We start from the raw sequence: 20972 nt of genomic DNA, 5'->3' as shown, positions 1-20972 counted from the left end.
AGACCGCCGCCCTTGTCGCAAGAGGCGGCGGTTCTGTTTGCAGTCGGCTAGCTCGCCTTCGCGAGCTCGGCGAACTGCTTCATGATCTGGGCGGCAACCGTCAGCCGCTTTTCCGGTGTCGGAAGATCGCGGTTGAGGAAGACGCTCTGGTCCGGGCGAATCTTGGCCATCACGCCCTGCTTGGCGATGTAACCAACCAGTGCGGCCGGGTTCGGGAACTGCTTGTCGCGGAAAGTGACGACCACACCCTTCGGCCCTGCATCCAGCTTTTCGACATTGGCCGTGCGGCACAATGACTTGATGTAGACGACCTTGAGCAGGTTCTGGACTTCGACCGGCATCGGTCCAAAGCGGTCGACCATCTCGGCACCGAAACCATCGATTTCCTGCAGGTCCTCGAGCTCGCCAAGCCGGCGGTAGAGGCCCATGCGCAGATGCAGGTCCGGCACGTAGTTTTCGGGGATCATTACCGTGATGCCGACGGAGATCTGTGGCGACCAGCCGGTGTCGACGATGTCGCTCTCGCCCTTCACCTCGGCGACCGCTTCTTCCAGCATCTGCTGATAGAGCTCGAAGCCGACTTCCTTGATGTGACCGGACTGCTCTTCGCCAAGCAGGTTGCCGGCACCGCGGATATCGAGGTCGTGGCTGGCGAGCTGGAAACCGGCGCCCAACGTGTCAAGCGACTGGAGCACCTTGAGGCGGCGTTCCGCCGTGACAGTCAGCTGCTTGTTCACCGGCAGGGTGAAGAGGGCAAACGCCCTCACCTTCGAACGGCCGACGCGGCCACGCAGCTGGTAGAGCTGCGCCAAACCGAACATGTCGGCACGGTGCACAATCAGAGTATTTGCCGTGGGTACATCCAGACCTGATTCAACGATCGTCGTCGAAAGCAGAACATCATATTTGCCGTCGTAGAAGGCGTTCATGATGTCTTCGAGTTCGCCAGCGGCCATCTGGCCGTGTGCGACGGCAACCTTCAGTTCCGGCACATCCGATTGAAGGAAGGCCTGGATTTCCGGCAAGTCGGCGAGCCGCGGGCAGACGTAGAAACTCTGTCCGCCACGGTAGTGCTCACGCATCAACGTTTCGCGGATCACCAGCGGGTCGAAAGGCGAGATGAAGGTGCGCACCGCCATGCGGTCCACCGGTGGCGTGGTGATGAGGGAGAGCTCCCGCACCCCTGTCATGGCAAGCTGCAGCGTGCGCGGGATCGGCGTTGCCGAAAGCGTCAGCACATGCACGTCGCTCTTCAGCTCCTTCAGCCGTTCCTTGTGCTTTACGCCGAAATGCTGTTCTTCGTCGATGATCAGCAGGCTTAGATTGGCGAACTGGATGCCCGCGCCAAGCAGCGCATGCGTGCCGACAACGATGTCTACCTTACCTTCGGCGACATCTTTTTTGGTTTGCGCGAGCTCCTTGGCCGAGACCAGGCGCGATGCCTGGGCGATCTTGATCGGCAGGCCGCGGAAACGTTCGCTGAAGGTCTTGAAATGCTGGCGGGCCAGCAGCGTCGTCGGAACAACCACCGCTACCTGCGCACCATTCATGGCCGCGAAGAAGGCAGCACGCAACGCCACCTCGGTCTTGCCGAAACCGACGTCGCCGCACACCAGGCGGTCCATCGGGCGTCCGGCCGCCAAGTCTTCGCGGACCGATTCGATTGCGTTTTCCTGATCTTCCGTTTCGTCATAAGGGAAGCGTGCCGCAAACTCGTCATAGAGCCCTTCCGGCGTCGACAGCACCGGGGCACGCCGCACCATTCGGGTGGCGGCAATGCGGATGAGGTCACCTGCCATGTCGAGCAGGCGCTTCTTCAGCTTTGCCTTGCGGGCCTGCCAAGCACCACCGCCCAACTTGTCAAGTTGGGCTTCGGCGGCATCGGAGCCATAACGCGACAGAAGGTCGATGTTTTCAACCGGCAGGAAGAGCTTGGCCTGGTCGGCGTAATGAAGCTCAAGGCAGGCGCGCGGCGCGCCGGCCGCTTCGATCGTGACCAGGCCGACGAACTTGCCGATACCATGCTCGGCATGCACGACAAGCGAGCCTTCGTCGAGACCCGCCACCTCGGTCAGGAAGTCCGCCGCGCGCTTGCGGCGCTTGCCACGGCGCACCATGCGGTCGCCGAGGATGTCCTGTTCACCGATGACAACGAGGTCACCGGTTTCGAAACCGCCTTCCAGGCTCAGCACGGCGGCGGCCGCCTCGCCCTTTTCGAGCTTGTTGAGGTCAGCCAACTTGTCGATCTGGCGGATCCGCTTAAGGCCGCGCTCGTCCAGCACCTGCAGCAGGCGGTCGAGCGATCCTGCGGACCAGCCGGTGACAAGCACTTTGCTGCCCGCGGCACGTTTGTCGGCGATATGCTTCACCACCAGGTCAAAGACATTGGTGCGCTCGTCGCTATCCGTCCTCTCGGCCTGGGCCTTGGCCCAACGCGGACCAACATGGGCATCAACGGTCACGACGCGGCGTGCTTCAGCGTCCATCTCGTTGAATGGCGTGAGCCGCAGCGCGCCCGCCTCATCCAGCGCGTCGCCAAAGGCTTTGGCATCGAGGTAGAGTTGCCCCGGCGAGACTGGCTTGTAGGGTGTCGCCTGCGCCGTCAGGCCCTTGCCCTGCGAGCCAGAATCCCGACGCGCCTCGAAGTAATCGAGCACCAGCTTCGATCGCTCACTCGCCGCTTCGCGGGCATTGTGATCGGTGACGATGCGAAAGCCCTTGAGGTAGTCGAATGCAGTTTCCAGCCGATCGTAGAACAGCGGCAGCCAGTGCTCCATGCCGGCATAACGGCGTCCTTCGGAGACAGCCTGGTACAGCGCGTCGTCGCGCGTCGCGGCTCCAAAGAGCGACAGATAGTTCTTGCGGAAACGGCTGATCGTATCCGGCGTCAACGTAACTTCGCTCATCGGGTTGAGATCGAGTGAGCGGGCCTGCCCTGTCGTCCTCTGGCTCGCCGGATCGAAGGAGCGGATCGTCTCGAGCGTATCGCCGAAGAAATCGAGCCGCACCGGCTCCTCTGTGCCGGGAACGAACACGTCGAGGATACCACCGCGAACGGCGAACTCACCGACCTCCCGAACCGTCGCGACGCGCTCAAAGCCGTTGCGCTCCAGCCGAGCGGCAATATCGTCCATCCGGATCTGGTTGCCGGGCCTGGCGGAGAACGCCAGGCTCTCGATCACCTCCGCCGGCGCGATCTTCTGCAGCATGGCGTTGACGGTGATCAGGACGATCGCCGCGTGCGGCTTCTTCGCGTGCGAGATCAGCCCCGAAAGGGCAGAAAGTCTCCGGGCGGAGACATCTGCGCTCGGCGACACGCGGTCGTAAGGCAGGCAGTCCCAGGCAGGCAGCGTCAGCACCGGTATTTCCGGCGCGACGAAGGACAGCATCTGCTCCAGGTCGAGGAGTTTCTGGCCATCCGACATGACGTAGGCCACCGACTGACCGGCCCGCACCAGCTCGGCGAGCACCATCGGCTCCATGCCGGTCGGCACGCCGCCGATGATCATCGGCACCGAGGAGGCCGCGATCTTCTTTGCATCGAATCCGGAGATCATTCAGGCTGTCCCAGCTTTTCCTGAAGCGAAGCTTTGGTGACGGGATCAAAATCCGGCTTGTAAGCGGCAACACGCGCAAAAAGTGGCGTGTTTCGGTCCGCCGGCAGTGGTCTTGCGCCGGTAATCCAGGCGTGCAGGTCGTGGTCATCCTCGGCCATGATCTGCTCGAATTCGTCAAGTTCGGTTTCGGAAAGTGCGGCAATCTCGGCCTCGGCAAAGCTGCCGAAAACCAGATCCATTTCCCGGATGCCGCGATGCCAGCAGCGGTAAAGAATGCGCCGGCGGCGCGGGTCGAGGTCCGCGCTTGTGCGCGCCAGTCCAGTCATGTGCAAGCCCCTGTTTTGCGGATCATATAGGGCTGTTTTCTCGCCGCGTCACCTTGCCAAGCGTGCAAAATCTATCGCATCTAACGTCCATGCGCCCGGCTCTGCTTGATCCCCTTTTCGCCTCCGTTTCTTCCCTGCCCGGTGTCGGGCCGAAGATTGCGGACCTGATTGCGAAGGTGACGGGCGCAGACGAGGAGGACGCCCGGGTGGTGGATCTTCTGTTCCACGCACCTTATTCGCTGATCGACCGCCGCAACAAGCCCGGGATTGCCTTTGCGCCGCAGGGTGCCATCGTCACCATCGAAGGTCGCGTTGATCGCCATCAGCCGCCGCCGCGCGGCAAACCCAATGTTCCTTACCGCGTGTTCCTGCACGACGAAACGGGCGAACTGGCGCTCACCTTCTTCCGCGCAAAGGGCGATTGGCTGGCGAAGTCACTGCCCCTAGACGAACAGGTCATTGTGAGCGGCAAGGTCGACTGGTTCAACGGCCGCGCCTCGATGGTGCACCCTGATCTGATGGTGAAAGCGTCCGAAGCGCAGGACATGCCGCTGGTGGAGCCCGTCTATCCGCTGACCGCAGGCCTGACGCCGAAGACTCTCAGGAAAGCCATTGAAGGTGCGACTGCCCGTATCCCGGAACTGGCGGAGTGGGCGGACCTGAGCCTCGTACAGCGCCAGGGCTTTCCGTCCGTCGCCGATGCGTTCCGACGGCTTCATGACCCGCGCGACGATAAGGATATTGATCCGCAAGCGCCGGCGCGGCGGAGGCTTGCCTATGACGAATTTCTCGCCGGGCAAGTGTCGTTGTCGCTGGTGCGCCAGAAGGTGCGCAAGGTTCCGGGTAAGCCAGTCCGCGTGGAAGGCGCGCTGGCCGCGAAAATCCTGAAGGCACTGCCGTTCACCCCTACCCCCAGCCAGTCCGCGGCGGTGGAGCAGATCCTTGCCGACATGGCCGCCGAGGAACGAATGCTGCGCCTGCTGCAGGGCGATGTTGGAGCAGGCAAGACGCTCGTAGCCCTGCTTGCCATGGCGGCCGCCGTTGAAGCGGGTGGCCAGGCGGTGCTGATGGCCCCGACAGAAATTCTTTCCCGCCAGCACCATGCGACGATCTCAAAGCTGGCCGCCGCGGCGGGCATTTCCGTGGAGGTCCTGACGGGGCGAACCAAGGGACGCGAGCGGGAAAACATCATCGAGCGGATCGCATCTGGCGAGGCACAGATCATCATCGGCACCCATGCACTGTTCCAGGATGCGATCAACTACAAGAACCTGCTTCTCGCGGTGGTCGATGAACAGCATCGTTTCGGCGTGCACCAGCGACTGCGCCTGACCGCAAAGGGCATCTCGCCGCACATGCTGGTGATGACGGCGACGCCGATCCCGCGCACGCTCGTGCTTGCGGCCTTCGGCGACATGGACGTGTCGAAACTCACCGAGAAGCCAGCCGGACGCAAGCCAATCCAGACCGTGACGATCCCCACCGAGCGGATCGGCGATATCGTCGGCCGCCTCAGGAGTGCGATTGCTGAAGGCAAGAAAGCCTACTGGATCTGCCCACTCGTGGAGGAATCCGACGTATCGGAGCTGATGTCGGCGGAGGAGCGGTTCGCGGTGCTTGCCGGGGAACTTGGGCGGGAGAATGTCGGGCTCATTCACGGGCGGATGGGCGGTCCAGAAAAGGACGCGGTAATGAGCGCGTTCAAGGAGGGTCGGATCCGCCTGCTAGTCGCGACGACCGTGGTGGAGGTCGGTGTCGACGTGCCTGATGCGACCATCATGGTCATCGAACATGCCGAGCGCTTCGGGCTCGCTCAGCTTCACCAGTTGAGGGGCCGTGTCGGGCGCGGAAGCGAGGCCTCGACCTGCATCCTGCTTTACAAGGGGCCGCTCAGCGAAACCGGCCGCGCGCGACTTTCGATCCTGCGCGACAGCGAAGACGGCTTCCTGATCGCCGAAGAAGACCTGGAACTGCGCGGCGAAGGCGAACTGCTTGGTACACGCCAGTCCGGCACGCCCGGCTTCCGGCTGGCAAGCCTGGAGGCGCATGCGGATCTTCTCGAGATCGCCCGAAAAGATGCAGCCTACCTGCTCGAGCGCGACCCGGACCTGACAAGCGAACGCGGGCAAGCGCTGCGGACGCTGCTTTACCTGCACCGGCGTGACGAGGCGATCAGGTTCCTGCGGGCCGGATAGGTGCAACAAGAGCCGGAACCGGTTGTCCCTGCGGCTTGTATTCCGGGGCGATCAGGCCGCCCGAGATCAGCAGGCGAGCACCCTCTTCCGGCGTCATGTCGAGCATGATGACCTTGCTTCTCGGCACGAACATCAGAAAGCCTGCGGTCGGCACCGGTGTCGGCGGCAGGAAGACGCCGATCATTTCCTCGCCATCAGCATTGAGTTTCGCAGCGATTTCCCCCTGCGCATCACCCGAGATGAACACCAGTGCCCACATCCCGGGGCTCGGGAACTCGATGAGGCCGCATTTCTTGAAGGAGGTCGACTGCTCTTTCAGCACCGTCTCCAGGATCTGCTTCACGCTGCGGTAGATCGTGCGCACCAGTGGCATGCGATGAAGGATCGACTCGCCAAAGTTGACGATCGAGCGGCCGATCAGGTTCTTGCCGAGGAAACCGACGATGGTGATCAGCAACACGGCAATCAGCAGGCCGGTACCAGGGATCGCGACATCCAGGTAATATTGCGGATCGTAACGCTGCGGAATGTAGGGCGTAACCCAGCTGTCCGCCCAATCAATGAAGGTGAAGGTCAGCCATATCGTGATCGCCAGAGGGGCACAGATGATCAGGCCGGTGAGGAAATTGTTCCTGAGGCGGCCGGCCAGCGAGATTCGCTCTGGACTGTCGCTCATCGGGTTTCCTTACATCATCTGCGCATTGCGGCTCATTCGTGGCGACAATGCCGGATGCCATGCTGCGATGCAAGGAAAAGCGATGGGTAATCACTCCACGGTGACCGACTTCGCGAGGTTGCGCGGCTGGTCGACGTCCGTACCCATGAAGACGGCCGTATGATAGGCCAGCAACTGGATCGGCAGTGAGTAGATCATCGGTGAGATGATCTCGTCCACATTCGGCAACGTGATCGTCGCCATGGTCGGGAGCTTCGACGCAGCGGCACCCGCTTCATCGGTAATGAAGATAATCTTGCCGCCGCGCGCGGCGACTTCCTGCATGTTGGAGATCGTCTTCTCGAAGAAGCGGTCATGGGGCGCAATCACGATCACCGGCATATATTCGTCGATCAGGGCGATCGGTCCATGCTTGAGCTCACCCGCCGCATAACCTTCGGCGTGGATGTAGGAGATTTCCTTGAGCTTCAGCGCACCTTCGAGCGCCAGCGGATAGCTGGTGCCGCGACCGAGATACAGCACGTCCTTGAAGCGCGAAAGCTCGCGCGACAGCGCCTCGATCTGCGGCTGGATCTCGTTGAGCACCCGGCTCATGATGCGCGGCATTTCGGCGAGATGCTTGACCATCGCTTTTTCATCGGCCGCTGTCACCGTGCCACGGGCGCGCCCCGCCCCGATCGCAAGCGCGGCAAGCACCGCCAGCTGGCAGGTGAAGGCCTTGGTCGAGGCAACACCGATTTCCGGGCCGGCAAGGATTGGAAAAATCGCATCGGATTCCCGTGCGATGGTCGACTCCTTCACGTTCACCACCGCACCGATCTTCAACCCCTGCTCCTTGCAGTAGCGCAGCGAAGCCAGCGTGTCGGCCGTTTCACCGGACTGTGAGATGAACAGGGCTGCCTGCGATGGAGACAGAGGCAGTTCGCGGTAACGAAACTCGGAGGCAACGTCGATCTCGACCGGCAGGCGCGCATACCGCTCAAACCAGTATTTGCCGACGAGGCCGGACAAATAGGCCGTGCCGCAGGCCGAGATGGCGAGACCGGAGACAGCACCGAAGTCGATGTCGCTTTGGTTCGGCTTTACTGTGTGGCTGGCGAAATCGATATAGTGGCCGAGCGCATGGGAGATGATCTCCGGCTGCTCGTAGATCTCCTTCTCCATGAAGTGGCGATGGTTGCCCTTGTCGACCATGAAGGCAGCGGCCTGCGAAATCTGGCTCTTCCGAACCAACGGCTTGCCGTCGTAGTCGATGATCTCGACGCCGTTGCGCGTCATGATCGCGCAATCGCCGTCAACGAGATAGGTGATCTCGGTGGTGAAAGGCGCAAGCGCGATGGCGTCCGAACCCAAGAACATCTCTCCGCGGCCGTGGCCGATGGCAAGCGGCGGCCCGAAGCGTGCGGCCATGATGGTGTTCGGGTCGTCCTGGAAGATCACCACCAGAGCATAGGCGCCGGATACGCGGTTGAGCATGGCAAGCATCGCCTGCCTTTGGCTCATCCCTTCCCGACGATATTTCGCGAGAAGGTGAGCCACGACCTCCGTATCCGTCTGGCTCTCGAAGACCGCGCCGTCGCTGACCAGTTCGTCCTTTAGTTCCGAGAAGTTCTCGATGATACCGTTGTGGACGACGGCCACGCCATCCACGAAATGCGGATGGGCATTGGTTACGTTCGGCACACCATGCGTGGCCCAGCGGGTATGAGCGATGCCGATGATCCCGGGAAGCGGTTCCTCGTCGAGCTTCTTTTCGAGGTTGAAGAGCTTGCCTCCGGCGCGGCGCCGGTCGAGACGGCCGTCATGGATAGTGGCGACGCCTGCAGAATCGTAACCGCGGTATTCAAGCCGCCGCAGTGCATCCACCAGACGACCGGCAACCGGCTCCTGCCCAACGATCCCGACAATTCCGCACATATCAACCCCTCACGCTCCGCTCAGCCGGCAAAGACCTAGCGGCTTCCCTTGTGGCCGCAAGTCCTCCGATCACACATTTGATGAACGACTGAAATGCAGCTTCGACCTACAGTGCCTAAGTTTACTTGGACGCCTTCTTTGCCGCCTTCAAAGCCAGTGCCCGCTCACGGATCACGCTGGCGCGCTCCGGCTTCACCTCCTGCCGCGCGCGCCCGAGCGCCAGCGCATTGGCAGGCACGTCTTCGGTGATGACGCTGCCCGAGGCCACATAGGATCCATCCCCGATCGACACTGGCGCAACGAGCGAGGAATTCGAGCCGATAAACGCGTTCGCGCCGATTGTCGTCTTGTGTTTGTTCACGCCGTCATAGTTGCAGGTGATGGTCCCGGCCCCGATGTTCGATTTGGCGCCCACCGCCGCGTCGCCAATATAGGTCAGGTGATTTACCTTCGCGCCTTCGGCGATCGTCGCATTCTTCACCTCGCAGAAGTTACCGACCTTGGAGCCTTCCATCAGGTCCGCACCCGGGCGCAACCGTGCGAAAGGCCCCACCGTCGCACCACTTGCGACGCGGGCGCCCTCGATGTGTGAAAACGCGTGGATGACGGCGCCTTCCTCAATAACAGCACCTGGACCGAAGACGACGTTCGGCTCGATTATCGCGTCCTGACCAATCTTTGTGTCGAACGACAGGAACACCGTTTCCGGAGCGATCATCGTCACGCCCGAAACCATGACTTCATGGCGCCGGCGCTGCTGCCACAGCTTTTCGAGAGAGGCGAGTTCGGCGCGGTTGTTGCAGCCCGCCACCTCGGTTTCCGGCGCATCCACGGCCACCACCTTGCCGCCAGCAGAGCGTGCGATCTCCACGACATCCGTCAGGTAATACTCTCCCTTGGCGTTGTTGTTGGTGATCCGCTCAAGGAAAGCCAGCGCGTTACGGCCGTTGATCGCCATCAGGCCGCTGTTGCACCAGGTAACCTTGCGCTCTTCGTCCGTTGCGTCGCGTTCTTCACGGATGGCAATCAGCTCGCCGCCTTCGACCAGAAGCCGGCCGTAGCCGGTGGGCTTGTCTGTGTGGAAGCCGATGACGACAACGTCGGCACCTTCTGCAAGTCGTTCGCGCGCTGCCGCGAACGAGGACGGCTGCACCAGCGGCACGTCACCGTAGGTGACAATGACGTCGTCATAGCCGCGCGCGATGGCATCTTTCGCCGTCAGCACGGCATGCCCCGTTCCGCGACGCTCGGTCTGTAGAACAGTCTCGACGTTTAAGCCCTCTAGTGCCGCCGCTTTGGCGACTGCGTCCGCATCGCGACCGACCACCAGGGCCGCATCTGACACACCGGCCGCAGCCACCGCCGCCATGACATGGGCGATCATCGGGCGCCCGGCCACGTCATGAAGTACCTTCGATTTCGATGACTTCATCCGGGTGCTGTCACCGGCGGCCAGGATGACGGCAAGGCATGAGCGGCTCATACACGAATCTCCCTATCTACGATCGCGCGGGTTGTAGCACCGAGTTGGATGCTGCGCGACAAACGCAGTGTGTAGGCCAGAAACAAAAAGGGCGCCCGAAGACGCCCCTTGAGTGTTTGCGGTCCGCTTACTGCGGCAGCTTGTCGTCCACGCCTTCGACGTAGAAGTTCATGCCGAGCAGCACGCCGTCTTCCGGCTTCTCGCCAGCCTTCAGCCACGGCGAACCGTCCTGCTTGTTGATCGGGCCCGTGAACGGGTGCAGTTCACCGGACTTGATCTTGGCTTCGGTCTCTTCCGCCATCGCCTTCACGTCGTCAGGCATATTGGTGTAGGGCGCCATGGTCAGGATGCCGTCCTTCAGGCCGTCCCAGATCTGCTCGGACTTCCAGGTACCGTCGAGAAGCGCCTGCGTGCGCTTGATGTAATAAGCGCCCCAGGTGTCGACGATTGCCGTCAACTGCGTCTTCGGGCCGGCCGCGATCATGTCGGAAGCCTGGCCGAATGCCGGGATGCCACGCTCTGCGGCAACCTGCATCGGGGCCGTCGTATCCGTGTGCTGCGTCAGGATGTCGACGCCCTGGTCGATCAGGGCCTTGGCTGCGTCGGCTTCCTTACCCGGGTCGAACCAGGTGTTGGCCCAGACCACCTTCAGCTTGAAGTTCGGGTTGATGGACTTAGCGCCAAGTTCGAAGGCGTTGATGCCCATGACAACTTCCGGGATCGGGAAGGATGCGATGTAGCCGGCAAGACCCTTCTTCGACATCTTCGCGGCGATCTGGCCCTGGATGTAGCGGCCTTCGTAGAAGCGAGAGTTGTAGGTCGCGAGGTTAGGTGCGGCCTTGAAGCCGGTCGCATGTTCGAACTTCACGTCCGGGAACTTGGCAGCAACCTTGACGGTGGCGTCCATGAAGCCGAACGAGGTCGTGAAGATCATCGCGCAGCCGGAACGCGCCATGCGCTCGATCGCGCGCTCGGCATCCGGACCTTCCGGGACGTTTTCGAGATAAGGGGTCTCGATCTTGTCGCCCAGCGTCTTCTGCAGCTCCTGGCGACCAATGTCATGGGCCTGCGTCCAGCCGCCGTCCGTCTTGGAGCCGACGTAAATGAAACAGACCTTCTTCTTTTCCTGGGCCTGGGCGCCGGTCGAGAATCCGCCCAGCAGGGCGGCCGATGCGGCAAGTGCGATAATCAGTTTCTTCATTTCCTAACCTCTACTGGCTGAAGCACGTGATCTGGTATCGCGGTCACCGTTCGGGCACAAAAGGCTTCCCGAGCGACGCCGGCGTATTGATGAGGGTCGTGCGGCGATTATGCGAGATGATAATCAGCACGACAATAGTGGCCGCATACGGAAGTGCGGACAGAAGTTGCGAGGGCACGCCAAGCCCGAAGGCCTGCGCGTGAAGCTGGCCGATGGTGACGGCGCCGAAAAGGTAGCCGCCGGCGAGCACACGCCACGGCCGCCATGACGCGAACACCACGAGCGCAAGCGCGATCCAGCCGCGGCCGGCTGACATGTTTTCCACCCATTGCGGGGTGTAGACGAGCGACAGCTGCGCTCCGGCGAGCCCGGCGCAGGCGCCACCAAACAGCACCGCAAGGTAACGCGTGCGGATGACGTGGATGCCGAGCGCGTGGGCGGAGCCGTGGTTGTCGCCGATCGCCCGAACCTTCAGCCCTGCACGGCTCTTGAACAGGAACCAGCTGATGCCGATGACGAGCGCGATCGACAGGTAGAAGGTGAGGTCCTGCGCGAAGAGCACCCGACCGACAAGCGGCAGCTGCGACAGGAACGGAATGGCGATCGGCTGCAGCTTGATGCCTGACTGGCCGACGAAGCTTTCACCGATCTGGCCGGACAGGCCGAGGCCGAGGATCGTCAGGGCGAGGCCCGTCGCCACCTGGTTGGCGACCAACGTCAGCGTCAGGAAACCGAACAGCAGCGAGAACAGGCCGCCACCCAGGATGCCGCCGAGGATGCCAAGGTAGGGCGAGCCGGTGAGTTGTGCGGTGGCGAAGGCGCAAACGGCGCCCATGATCATCATGCCTTCGACGCCGAGGTTCAGCACGCCAGCGCGCTCGGTCACCAGCTCGCCAAGCGCGGCGATGACCAGCGGAGTGGAGGCGGTGATGACAGTAAGGAGGATCGCTTCAAACATCAGCCGGCCACCTCAGCAGGTCTTGTGCGCCCGAAGTGCAAGCGGATGCGGTAGTGGATCAGCGTGTCACAGGAGAGCACGAAGAAGAGAAGCAGGCCCTGGAAGACGCGGCTAACCTTGTCCGAAATGCCGATCGACAGCTGTGCTGCCTCTCCCCCGAGGTAAGTAAGTGCAAGAACGAGGCCGGAGGCAATGATCCCCAAGGGGTTCAGGCGACCGAGGAAAGCCACGATGATCGCGGTAAAGCCGTAGCCCGGCGAGATGCTCGGCTGCACGTGGCCGATGGAGCCCGACACTTCAGAGATGCCCGCGAGACCCGCCAAGGCGCCGGACAGCAGCATCGAGAACCAAACCATCTTGCGCGCCGAAAAACCGGCGAAACGCCCTGCCCGCTCCGATTGGCCAAGCACAGACACCTCAAAGCCCTTCAGCATGAAGCGCATCATGAACCAGAGCGCGATTGCCGCAACGATGGCGAAGATGAAGGCCCAATGCGCGCGCCCGGACGCCAGGATTTCCGGCAGGACGGCTTCGATCTGGAAGCTCTTGGTCTGGGGGAAGTTATAGCCCTGCGGGTCGCGCCACGGTCCACGCACCAGCCAGTCCAGGAAAAGCTGTGCAATATAGACGAGCATCAGGCTCGTCAGGATTTCATTGGTGTTGAACCGCGTCTTCAGGAGCGCCGGAATTCCGGCGTAAAGCGCACCACCCAGCATGCCCATGACCAGCATCAGCGGCAGGATCAGCGGCGAGTGCCAGTCGGGGTTCAGCACCGGCAGGATCGAGCCCGTAATTGCGCCGATCGTGAACTGACCCTCGGCGCCGATATTCCAGTTGTTCGACCGGTAGCAGACGGCAAGGCCGACGCCGATCAGGATCAGCGGCGCAGCCTTGATCGCAAGCTCGTGCAGCGACCATACTTCCAGCAAAGGTTCGATGAAGAAGCTGTGGAGCGCTCCGAGCGGGCTTTTGCCGAGCAACCAGAACATGATGCCACCGAACACCAGCGTCAAAGCAAGAGCCAGTATCGGCGATACGATCGAGAAGAGCGTCGAGACGCGCGCGCGCTTTTGAAGTTCAATGCGCATGCGCAGCCTCCGGCACAGGATGGCTCTCGTGAATGCCCCCCATCAACAGTCCGATACGCTCCAGCGTCAGCGAGCCCGCCGGCTCGGCTGCAGAAAGCCTGCCTTCGGAGATCACCGCGATGTTCGTCGCTACCTCGAAGATCTCGTCGAGATCCTGGCTGATGACGACCACAGCCGAGCCGGCCTTGGCCAGGTCAATCAGGGCTTGGCGGATGCGGCTTGCGGCCCCGGCATCCACGCCCCACGTCGGCTGGTTCACGATCAGCACGGTCGGCTGCCGATCCAACTCACGACCGACGATGAATTTCTGCAGGTTGCCACCGGACAGTGACCCGGCAAGCGGGTCGTCGCCGCTCTTGCGCACGTCCATCTTTTCGCAGATGCGGCGGGCGGCGGAACGGATCGCATCATAGCGAATGATCGAGGCCGCACCGCCCGACAAAAACGCCCGCTTGTCCGAACGACTGCGGGCGAGCAGAAGGTTGTCCGATAGCGACATGGCCGAGACGGCCGCGTGCCCGTGACGCTCTTCCGGCACGAACCCGGCACCCAACAGGCGCCGACCGTTGATACCCAGGCGACCGACAGCCTTGCCGCGGATACGGATCGCAGCGTCATCGGTCACAGGGAATTCGCCAGATAGCGCGTCGAACAACTCGCTCTGGCCGTTGCCAGCCACACCCGCAACCGCGAGAACCTCGCCAGCACGCACCGTCATCGAGATATTCTTCAGGGACATCGCAAATGGTGTGCGAGCCGGAACGCTGAGGTTCCTGACCTCGAGCCCGACATCACCAAGCGCGGCACTGCCATCACGATGAACCTGGGCCACTTCCGAGCCCACCATCATGCGAGCGAGCGAGCCTGGCGTCTCCTGCTTCGGGTCACACGCACCGGTGACCTTGCCGTGCCGGAGAACCGTTGCACGGTCGCAGATCCTCTGCACTTCCTCGAGCCGGTGACTGATGTAAAGCACCGAGCGCCCTTCCGACCGCAGCTTGAACAGTGTCTCGAACAAGCGGTCCGCTTCCTGCGGCGTCAGCACCGAAGTCGGCTCGTCCAGAATGATCAGCTTCGGGTTCTGCAGCAGCGCGCGGACGATCTCGATGCGTTGGCGTTCGCCCACGGAAAGGTCGGCAACATGAGCATTCGGGTCGAGCGGCAGCCCATAAGCCTTGGACAAGGCGGCAGCTTCGTCAGAAATCTTGGCGAGCGATATCTTCGGGTCGAGAGAAAGGGCGATGTTTTCGGCAACCGTCAGCGCCTCGAACAGGGAAAAGTGCTGGAACACCATCCCGATGCCAAGCTGGCGCGCCTCACCCGGAGAATTGATGGCGACGCTACGACCCTCCCAGAGGATATCGCCTGCGCTCGGCTGCAGCACGCCGAACAGCATCTTGACCAGCGTGGACTTGCCTGCGCCGTTTTCGCCCAGCAATGCGTGGATTTCGCCCGGAGCGATATCGAGATCAACGCCGTTGCAGGCCGCAAAGCTCCCGAACAGCTTGGTCAAACCTCGAACCGACAAAAGCGGAACGCTTGTTGGACCTGCGGATAAAGTCACCGAACCCCCTGTCGCCGACTTTGCCACCTTCTAACGAGGCTTAATGGCATGACAGCGCATTGTTTTTTGCAGCCGCTTCACAAGCAGGACCCGAGCGGCCGATGACATATTGATACCGTTTTTGTTGCTTCGCACAACAATAAAGGTGCGGCTTACTTAACACCACACGTCATTTTCCAAGGTTTGGAAAAGCCTGCAGGATGCCGCCAATGCAGAAGAGGTAGATGCCGCTGATGACCACGCCCCAGATGACCCAGTCCGGCGACTGGAAGTGCAGGAGGAGCGAGTAACCGCCGAGCGCACACCAGATAAAGCCGACCGCAAGGTTGAGCGGCCTCAGCCGTTTGACGCGGACCGGATGCAGGAAGTTGATTGGGAAGAAGGTGAGGATCACGGCGATCGAAACCACGGCAAGTGAGGTTGTGGCGCTCGCGTCGATCACGAAGAGCGTAAAGATCACCATGTTCCAGACGACGGGGAAGCCGGAGAAGAAATATTCGTCCGTTTTCATGCCCATGTCTGCATAATAGACTGCACTCGACACGACGATCGCACCGGCCGCGACAAAGGACCATGGCTCGCCGATCATGCCGCTTTGGTAGAGCGCAAAGGCCGGCAGCAGCACATAGGTGACGTAGTCGATGATGTTGTCGAGCGTGTCGCCCGACCAGTTCGGCAGGACTTCCTTTACCTTCACCTTGCGGGCAATCGGGCCATCGATGCCGTCAACCAGAAGCGCGAGCCCAAGCCACCAGAACATGTCAACGAAACGCCGCTCCGCCGCAGCCACAACCCCGAGGAACGCCAGGAACGACCCGGACGCGGTCAATAGATGGACGGAGAAGGCACGGATTTCCGCGTAGGGCACCTTACGATAATTGAAGATTCGTCTGATCACGCCCTGCATCCACTCCTCGACAGTTCGGCAGGTATGCGGCCAAACAGGTGACATTGCAACCGTCTGCGGCGCGCTGCGCCAACCATCCCAGCCTTTTCACCAATGCGGCACGCTACCCCATGGATAAGGCTGCCGCGGCGTTCTACATAACGCCCTGTTGAGGAATGCAAAGCAGGACAACCGGTATGCAAGGTTTGGAAATCGCAGTTGTGGGTGGAGGGCTGGCAGGCTCGGTCGCCGCACTGGCGCTGGCACGGGCTGGCCGCAAGGTTCTGGCCATTGCGCCCCCGACGAGCCAGAAGGACCAACGGACCACCGCGTTGATGGACCATTCCATCCAGTTCCTTGAGCGGCTGGGCGTCTGGCAGGACATCGCGCCGTCTGCCGCACCGCTTTCCGTTATGCAGATCATCGATGGTACGCAGCGCCTGCTGCGGGCGCCGACGGCGCAGTTCCGGGCGCAGGATGTTGGGCTCTATGCCTTCGGTTACAACATGCCAAACCACGCGCTTCTGGATGTGCTCGACGCCGCCGTCTCGGCCGAGCCGAACATCGAGCGGCACGACAGCGAGGTAGCAAGCTACGACTTCGGATCCGGCAAGGTGGCGCTGACGCTCAGTGACGGCTCGGTATTCGAAACCAAGTTCGTCGTGGCTGCCGATGGCCGTAATTCCAAGGCGCGCGAGGCTGCCGGCATCGGCACCCGGCGCTGGTCATATCCGCAGACCGCGCTTGTGTTGAACTTCGGCCATTCGCTGGGGCACGGCAATATCTCCACCGAGTTCCATACCGAGAGCGGTCCGTTCACGCAGGTTCCCCTTCCCGGTTCCCGCTCTAGCCTGGTCTGGGTGGTGAAGCCGAAACAGGCCGAAGAGCTTCTCCAGTTGTCGATCGAGGAGCTTTCGCGCCGCGTTGAAGAGCGCATGCAGTCGATGCTGGGCAAGGTGACAGTGGAAGCCGCGCCGCAGGCGTGGCCACTCTCCAGCCTGATGGCGGACCGCTTCGGCAAGGGACGCCTGGCGCTGATCGGGGAGGCAGCGCATGCCTTCCCGCCGATTGGCGCACAGGGACTGAACCTGTCGCTGCGCGATATCATTACCTTGCACGACGAGTTTGCGACGGCCGCCGCGGACCGCGCCATCCGTGCCGATGCCGGCGACCACTTCAACAGCCGCCGCCGCGCCGACGTGATGACCCGCACTCTGGGGGTCGATCTCCTCAACCGTTCGCTGTTGTCGGATTTCCTGCCGACCCAGATGGTCCGCGCCGCAGGCTTGCATGTGCTGACCAACGCACCGCCGCTCCGAAACCTGCTGATGCGCGAAGGTATCGAGCCGGGTCGTGGGCTGCGGGCGGTGATGGAGTCCTTACGGAAAGAGGTCCGCCGGTAAGGCACCGGAATGGATGAGGTAAAGCACCACCGGTAGTGTCGCGACGGACAGAATCGTCGTGATGAGGATGCTGGCGGACGCCCTCTCCTGCCACACGCCATATTGTTGGCCGAGCACGAAGACGTTCGTGGCCGTTGGCAGCGCCGACAACAGGATCGCTGAGTAGACCCAGACCGGCTCGAAACTCCCGACAAGCGACAGCACCACATAGGTCGTTGCCGGCAGGATGACGAGCTTGGCGAGCGAAATGTAACCGATCTCGACCGGCACGCGCTTGATCGGCCGTAGCGCCAGGGTCACACCCATGGCAAACAGCGCACAGGGTGCTGCGGCCTGCGCCAGGTAATCCACGAGCGTGCTAAACGCGTCCGGCGGCTCCACGGCAAAGGCCGCAAAGGCAAAGCCGAAGACCGTCGACAGGATGAACGGGTGCACCGCGACCTTCTTGGCAATATCGATCGCGACCTCTCCTGCGGGACGCTTGTCGCCGCCTGCGATTGCCATCAGCGCGGGCGCCATAATGAAATGGAAGGCGTTCTCGAAACACACAATCAGCGCCACCGGCACCGCGGCCGATTCGCCGAGCGCAAGCAGCGCCAGCCCGGGCCCCATGTAACCGATATTGCCATAAGCGCCGGCAAAGGACTGGATCGTGCAATCGCCGAGCGAGTTGCGGCGGATGACGTATCCGATGGCAAACAGCGTGAAGAACACGAGATAGGTCGCACCGACCTCGCCGAGGATGAAGTCGATCCGCGTCAACTCTTCCACCGGGGTACGGGACACGAGCTTGAAGAACAGCGCTGGCAAGGCCGCGTAAATGATGAAGGTGTTCATCCAGCCGAGCGCCTCTGCCGGCTGCCGCGTCACCTTGGCTGCGACGTAACCGATGAGGATCAGCCCGAAAAAGGGCAGAAGCAATGCGATGATATCAGCCATCAGTCCCGTTAGCCGATTTGCATCAGGATTGGGAAGGTCTGCTGGAACCAGATGGCCGCGGAGGTGACAAAACCGAAGATGAAGGCAAGGCCCGTCAGGATCAAGAACACGCCCATTGCCTTTTCCACCAGGCCGAGATGCCGACGGAACTTCGCGAGGAAGCGCATGAATGCGCCAGAGAAACCTGCGGCGATCCAGAACGGCACCGCGAGGCCAAGGGAGTAGACCGCGAGCAGGATGGCGCCATCGCCCACCGTCTCCCGCGACGCGGCGACGCCAAGAATAGCTCCCAGCACCGGTCCAATGCATGGCGTCCAGCCAAAGGCAAAGGCAAGTCCCATGACATAGGCGCCGGATAGCGTGGCAGGTTGCCCGCCCCCCTGAAAGCGCGCCTCGCGAGACAGCATGCCGATGCGCAGCGCCCCGAGAAAATTCAGGCCCATGATGATGATGATGATGCCGCCGATCTTCGACAGGAGATCAAGATGCTGTCGCAGCAAGACACCGATTGTCGAGGCGCCAGCACCGAGGGCGACGAAGACGGTAGCAAAACCGAGCGTGAAGGCCAAAGCGGCGGGCAACACCGCGCGTCGCGCCGACGATTCGGCGACCGCGCCTGACGTGCCGCCCCGGAACTGGTCGACGGAAATGCCCGCCATGTAACAGAGATACGGCGGCACGAGTGGGAGCACGCAAGGAGAAAGAAACGAGAGCGCACCGGCAATCAGCGCACTTAACAGGGAAATTTCGGCAATCGACACGTCACGCTCCGACTTGGTGACGCTACCGCGCCCACCCAGGCGTCAGGTAATGGGTCGGGCGGAACTTTGCCAATCACCTTTTCGACGGCCCCGTGGAAAAAGGAGAGGCCGCCCACATTTTTGCTGTTTTTGCGGTTGACCCCACAAGGGCGCCTGCATATGTTCCGCGCACTTTCAGGCAAGCGCTCGCCGCGGCCATGGGAGAGCGTAGCTCAGTCGGTAGAGCAACTGACTTTTAATCAGTAGGTCCAGGGTTCGAATCCCTGCGCTCTCACCACCTTCCTTGCAACACCGCATATAGCCGAAACCGATATTGGTGCTGCCCTGCACCCCACGTGCGTCCGCCCGAAACATTCGGGTTCGGTCGCCTCTTTTCCCCTTCGTTAAGCCTAGATCGCACCTCTGCCACGCGATCGCGTCGAATTAACGCTCGTTTAGGGCAGCCTGTCCCTAATATTCCGACGATGCTGAATTTCAACGGTGGCGACAATTGATTGCGCCCACGGCACTCGACGGTTGAACCAGATGCGTGATGCCAGAAAAGATGATGGCTTTCGTGGTGCTTTGAGAGGCTTTGCTGCGTCCGTGGCAAGGGAAGCGAGCACCTTCTACTGGCGCCACGCGGGGATCGTTGCTTTTCTCAGCCTGGCTGGCTTCACCATCGCGTTTTTGGCAATCGCCCAACTCCGGCCGATCTACAATTGGGACGCCCTGCCGTACATCGCCGCCAGCGTGCGGGATCAGTTTGGCTCCGCCGAGCAGATCCATCAGCACGCCTATTCCATCCTTCAACAGGCCACGTCGGTTGAGGAATTCACCGAACTGACGCAACTGGATGCCTACCGCCAACGGCAGTTCACCGACGCGTCCGCCTTGATGTCCATGTTGGGCATGTACGAGATAAAATGGTTGTACATCTCGCTGCTGAAGGTGCTGGAGCGTTTTGTCGGGCCGCTCGCGGCCTTCGATGTCATCAACGCGGTGGCGCTCATCATTCTGTCCGTATCGATCGGTCTGTGGCTGCGCGCAACGCGGCTCTCGGGGTTCGCACCGCTGGTGGTCGCCCTGATGTTCGTGCTGCAACTGCAGGGATTTGCTGTCACGCAGCAGCCGGATTTTCTCGGCAACACGCTGCTCATCGCCGCGCTTCTCAGTTATGATCGAGAAAAAAACTGGCTAGGCTCAGCCCTGCTGTTTCTCGCCATCCTCACCCGTCCCGACCAGATCGCCGTAGCGGGCATCTTGATGGCGCTCGCCTGGTACCTCGGCGACCGAAACATCAGGATCTTTGCACTGACCTTCGCGATCAGCTTCGTGTGCTGGCGGATTGCTGACCACAGCGTGCACAGCATCGGCTGGTGGCCGCACTTCTGGTTCTCGACCTACCAGATCCAGGAGGACATGACCAATTTCAGGCCAGACTTCTCCTTGAAGGTCTACGTGACCGCCATCGGCCTCAACCTCTACCGGTCCCTCTTTCACAACACCTGGCTTGCGGCCTATGTCGTCGCGCTGTCCCTGGGGGTGCGGATCTATTTCCGCCACGCGGTGCCTGACGTCAGGTTGCAGGTCCTGCTGTTCACCTGTCTTCTGTCCGTGGCAGCAAAATACGTGATCTTCCCGCTGCACGACGGACGGATCTATTTCGCGCCGCTGTTCGTGTTCTTCCTGATCGCGCTGAAGATTTCGTCAAACGCATCAGCCTCGGCCCCGCTACGTGAACACTAGGCCTTGACGGCTTGGCGGGAACAACAAGCGGGGCTGTGCATTTCCCACTCCGTCAGCATTCGCTGATGGTTGATCGGAAAGGGGTTTCTCATGAACAGCATCGTTTGGTTGGTCGGCGCAGTCGTTATTATCTTGGCCGTTCTGAGCCTGCTTGGCCTCCGCTAATTTAGAATAGGCAGGTGGGTGATCCCGTAACCGGGCTGTGCATGCGCGGCAGGCCTGCCAACATATTCATCTTCAAGGCTTAAAGGGCACCCGCTTCAGCGGTCGGTGCCCTTAGCGTTTTGGTC

Annotated in this window: 15 protein-coding genes and 1 tRNA gene; 4 read left to right on the top strand and 12 right to left on the bottom strand. The window is 61.6% G+C overall.

The genetic code is table 11. The features are described 5' to 3' along the window. Positions 1-47 precede the first annotated feature (47 nt). Together mfd and CYG48_RS07015 are read right to left on the bottom strand one after the other, a co-directional pair. The gene (gene mfd, locus CYG48_RS07020; RefSeq protein WP_118849712.1) at positions 48-3557 is read right to left on the bottom strand and encodes a transcription-repair coupling factor; all 3510 of its coding nucleotides are present in this window, start codon (positions 3555-3557) and stop codon (positions 48-50) included. Then, a complete protein-coding gene (locus tag CYG48_RS07015) occupies positions 3554-3883 on the bottom strand; it encodes a succinate dehydrogenase assembly factor 2 (protein ID WP_118849711.1) in 330 nt (109 codons plus the stop codon). The genes mfd and CYG48_RS07015 overlap by 4 nt, the downstream gene beginning before the upstream one ends. Positions 3884-3972: 89 nt before the next feature. Here CYG48_RS07015 and recG point away from each other — a divergent pair, with 89 nt between their 5' ends. Next, positions 3973-6078: an ATP-dependent DNA helicase RecG gene (recG, locus tag CYG48_RS07010; RefSeq protein ID WP_118849710.1), complete on the top strand. Its 2106-nt coding sequence runs from the start codon at positions 3973-3975 to the stop codon at positions 6076-6078. On the opposite strand, the gene CYG48_RS07005 is transcribed toward recG, so the two are convergent. From CYG48_RS07005 to pcsA, 8 genes are all read right to left on the bottom strand, one after another. Beyond that, entirely contained in the window at positions 6056-6754 is a 699-nt protein-coding gene (locus CYG48_RS07005; RefSeq protein WP_118849709.1) for a DUF502 domain-containing protein, read from the bottom strand. The two genes, recG and CYG48_RS07005, sit on opposite strands and share 23 nt — an antisense overlap. A 90-nt stretch (positions 6755-6844) precedes the next feature. After that, positions 6845-8671 carry a glutamine--fructose-6-phosphate transaminase (isomerizing) gene (gene glmS / locus CYG48_RS07000; RefSeq protein WP_118849708.1) on the bottom strand — a complete coding sequence of 609 codons (1827 nt, stop codon included), beginning with the start codon at positions 8669-8671 and terminating at the stop codon, positions 6845-6847. Between the two features lie 121 nt (positions 8672-8792). Continuing rightward, on the bottom strand, positions 8793-10154 hold the full coding sequence (gene glmU, locus CYG48_RS06995; RefSeq protein ID WP_118849707.1) for a bifunctional UDP-N-acetylglucosamine diphosphorylase/glucosamine-1-phosphate N-acetyltransferase GlmU: 1362 nt from the start codon (positions 10152-10154) through the stop codon (positions 8793-8795). A gap of 127 nt (positions 10155-10281) precedes the next feature. Further along, positions 10282-11355: a BMP family ABC transporter substrate-binding protein gene (locus tag CYG48_RS06990; RefSeq protein ID WP_118849706.1), complete on the bottom strand. Its 1074-nt coding sequence runs from the start codon at positions 11353-11355 to the stop codon at positions 10282-10284. Positions 11356-11398: 43 nt separating this feature from the next. Further along, positions 11399-12313, bottom strand: coding sequence for an ABC transporter permease (locus tag CYG48_RS06985; protein WP_118849705.1), 915 nt, complete (start codon positions 12311-12313; stop codon positions 11399-11401). Next, entirely contained in the window at positions 12313-13401 is a 1089-nt protein-coding gene (locus tag CYG48_RS06980; RefSeq protein WP_118849704.1) for an ABC transporter permease, read from the bottom strand. The genes CYG48_RS06985 and CYG48_RS06980 overlap by 1 nt, the downstream gene beginning before the upstream one ends. After that, on the bottom strand, positions 13391-14965 hold the full coding sequence (locus CYG48_RS06975) for an ABC transporter ATP-binding protein (protein ID WP_118849703.1): 1575 nt from the start codon (positions 14963-14965) through the stop codon (positions 13391-13393). The genes CYG48_RS06980 and CYG48_RS06975 overlap by 11 nt, the downstream gene beginning before the upstream one ends. Before the next feature lie 169 nt (positions 14966-15134). After that, positions 15135-15872: a phosphatidylcholine synthase gene (gene pcsA / locus CYG48_RS06970; RefSeq protein ID WP_118849702.1), complete on the bottom strand. Its 738-nt coding sequence runs from the start codon at positions 15870-15872 to the stop codon at positions 15135-15137. A gap of 176 nt (positions 15873-16048) precedes the next feature. Between pcsA and CYG48_RS06965 the strand changes: the two genes are divergently transcribed. Continuing rightward, positions 16049-17254, top strand: coding sequence for a UbiH/UbiF family hydroxylase (locus CYG48_RS06965; protein ID WP_118849701.1), 1206 nt, complete (start codon positions 16049-16051; stop codon positions 17252-17254). Here the strand turns inward: CYG48_RS06965 and CYG48_RS06960 are convergent. Then, on the bottom strand, positions 17231-18193 hold the full coding sequence (locus CYG48_RS06960; RefSeq protein WP_118849700.1) for an AEC family transporter: 963 nt from the start codon (positions 18191-18193) through the stop codon (positions 17231-17233). The two genes, CYG48_RS06965 and CYG48_RS06960, sit on opposite strands and share 24 nt — an antisense overlap. Before the next feature lie 8 nt (positions 18194-18201). Beyond that, positions 18202-18954, bottom strand: coding sequence for a cytochrome c biogenesis CcdA family protein (locus CYG48_RS06955; protein ID WP_118849699.1), 753 nt, complete (start codon positions 18952-18954; stop codon positions 18202-18204). Positions 18955-19155: 201 nt separating this feature from the next. On the opposite strand from CYG48_RS06955, the gene CYG48_RS06950 reads away from it, so the two are divergent. Both CYG48_RS06950 and CYG48_RS06945 read left to right on the top strand, forming a co-directional pair. Continuing rightward, a tRNA-Lys gene (locus CYG48_RS06950) sits at positions 19156-19231 on the top strand. A gap of 248 nt (positions 19232-19479) precedes the next feature. Continuing rightward, positions 19480-20682, top strand: a complete 1203-nt coding sequence (locus tag CYG48_RS06945; protein WP_150132706.1) for a hypothetical protein — start codon at positions 19480-19482, stop codon at positions 20680-20682. The last annotated feature ends 290 nt before the right edge of the window (positions 20683-20972 follow it).

This window comes from Neorhizobium sp. SOG26 (assembly GCF_003491345.1).
Lineage (GTDB): Bacteria > Pseudomonadota > Alphaproteobacteria > Rhizobiales > Rhizobiaceae > Neorhizobium > Neorhizobium turbinariae.
Note: the sequence above shows the minus strand (reverse complement) of the source record. Positions and strands in the feature narration are given on the sequence as shown.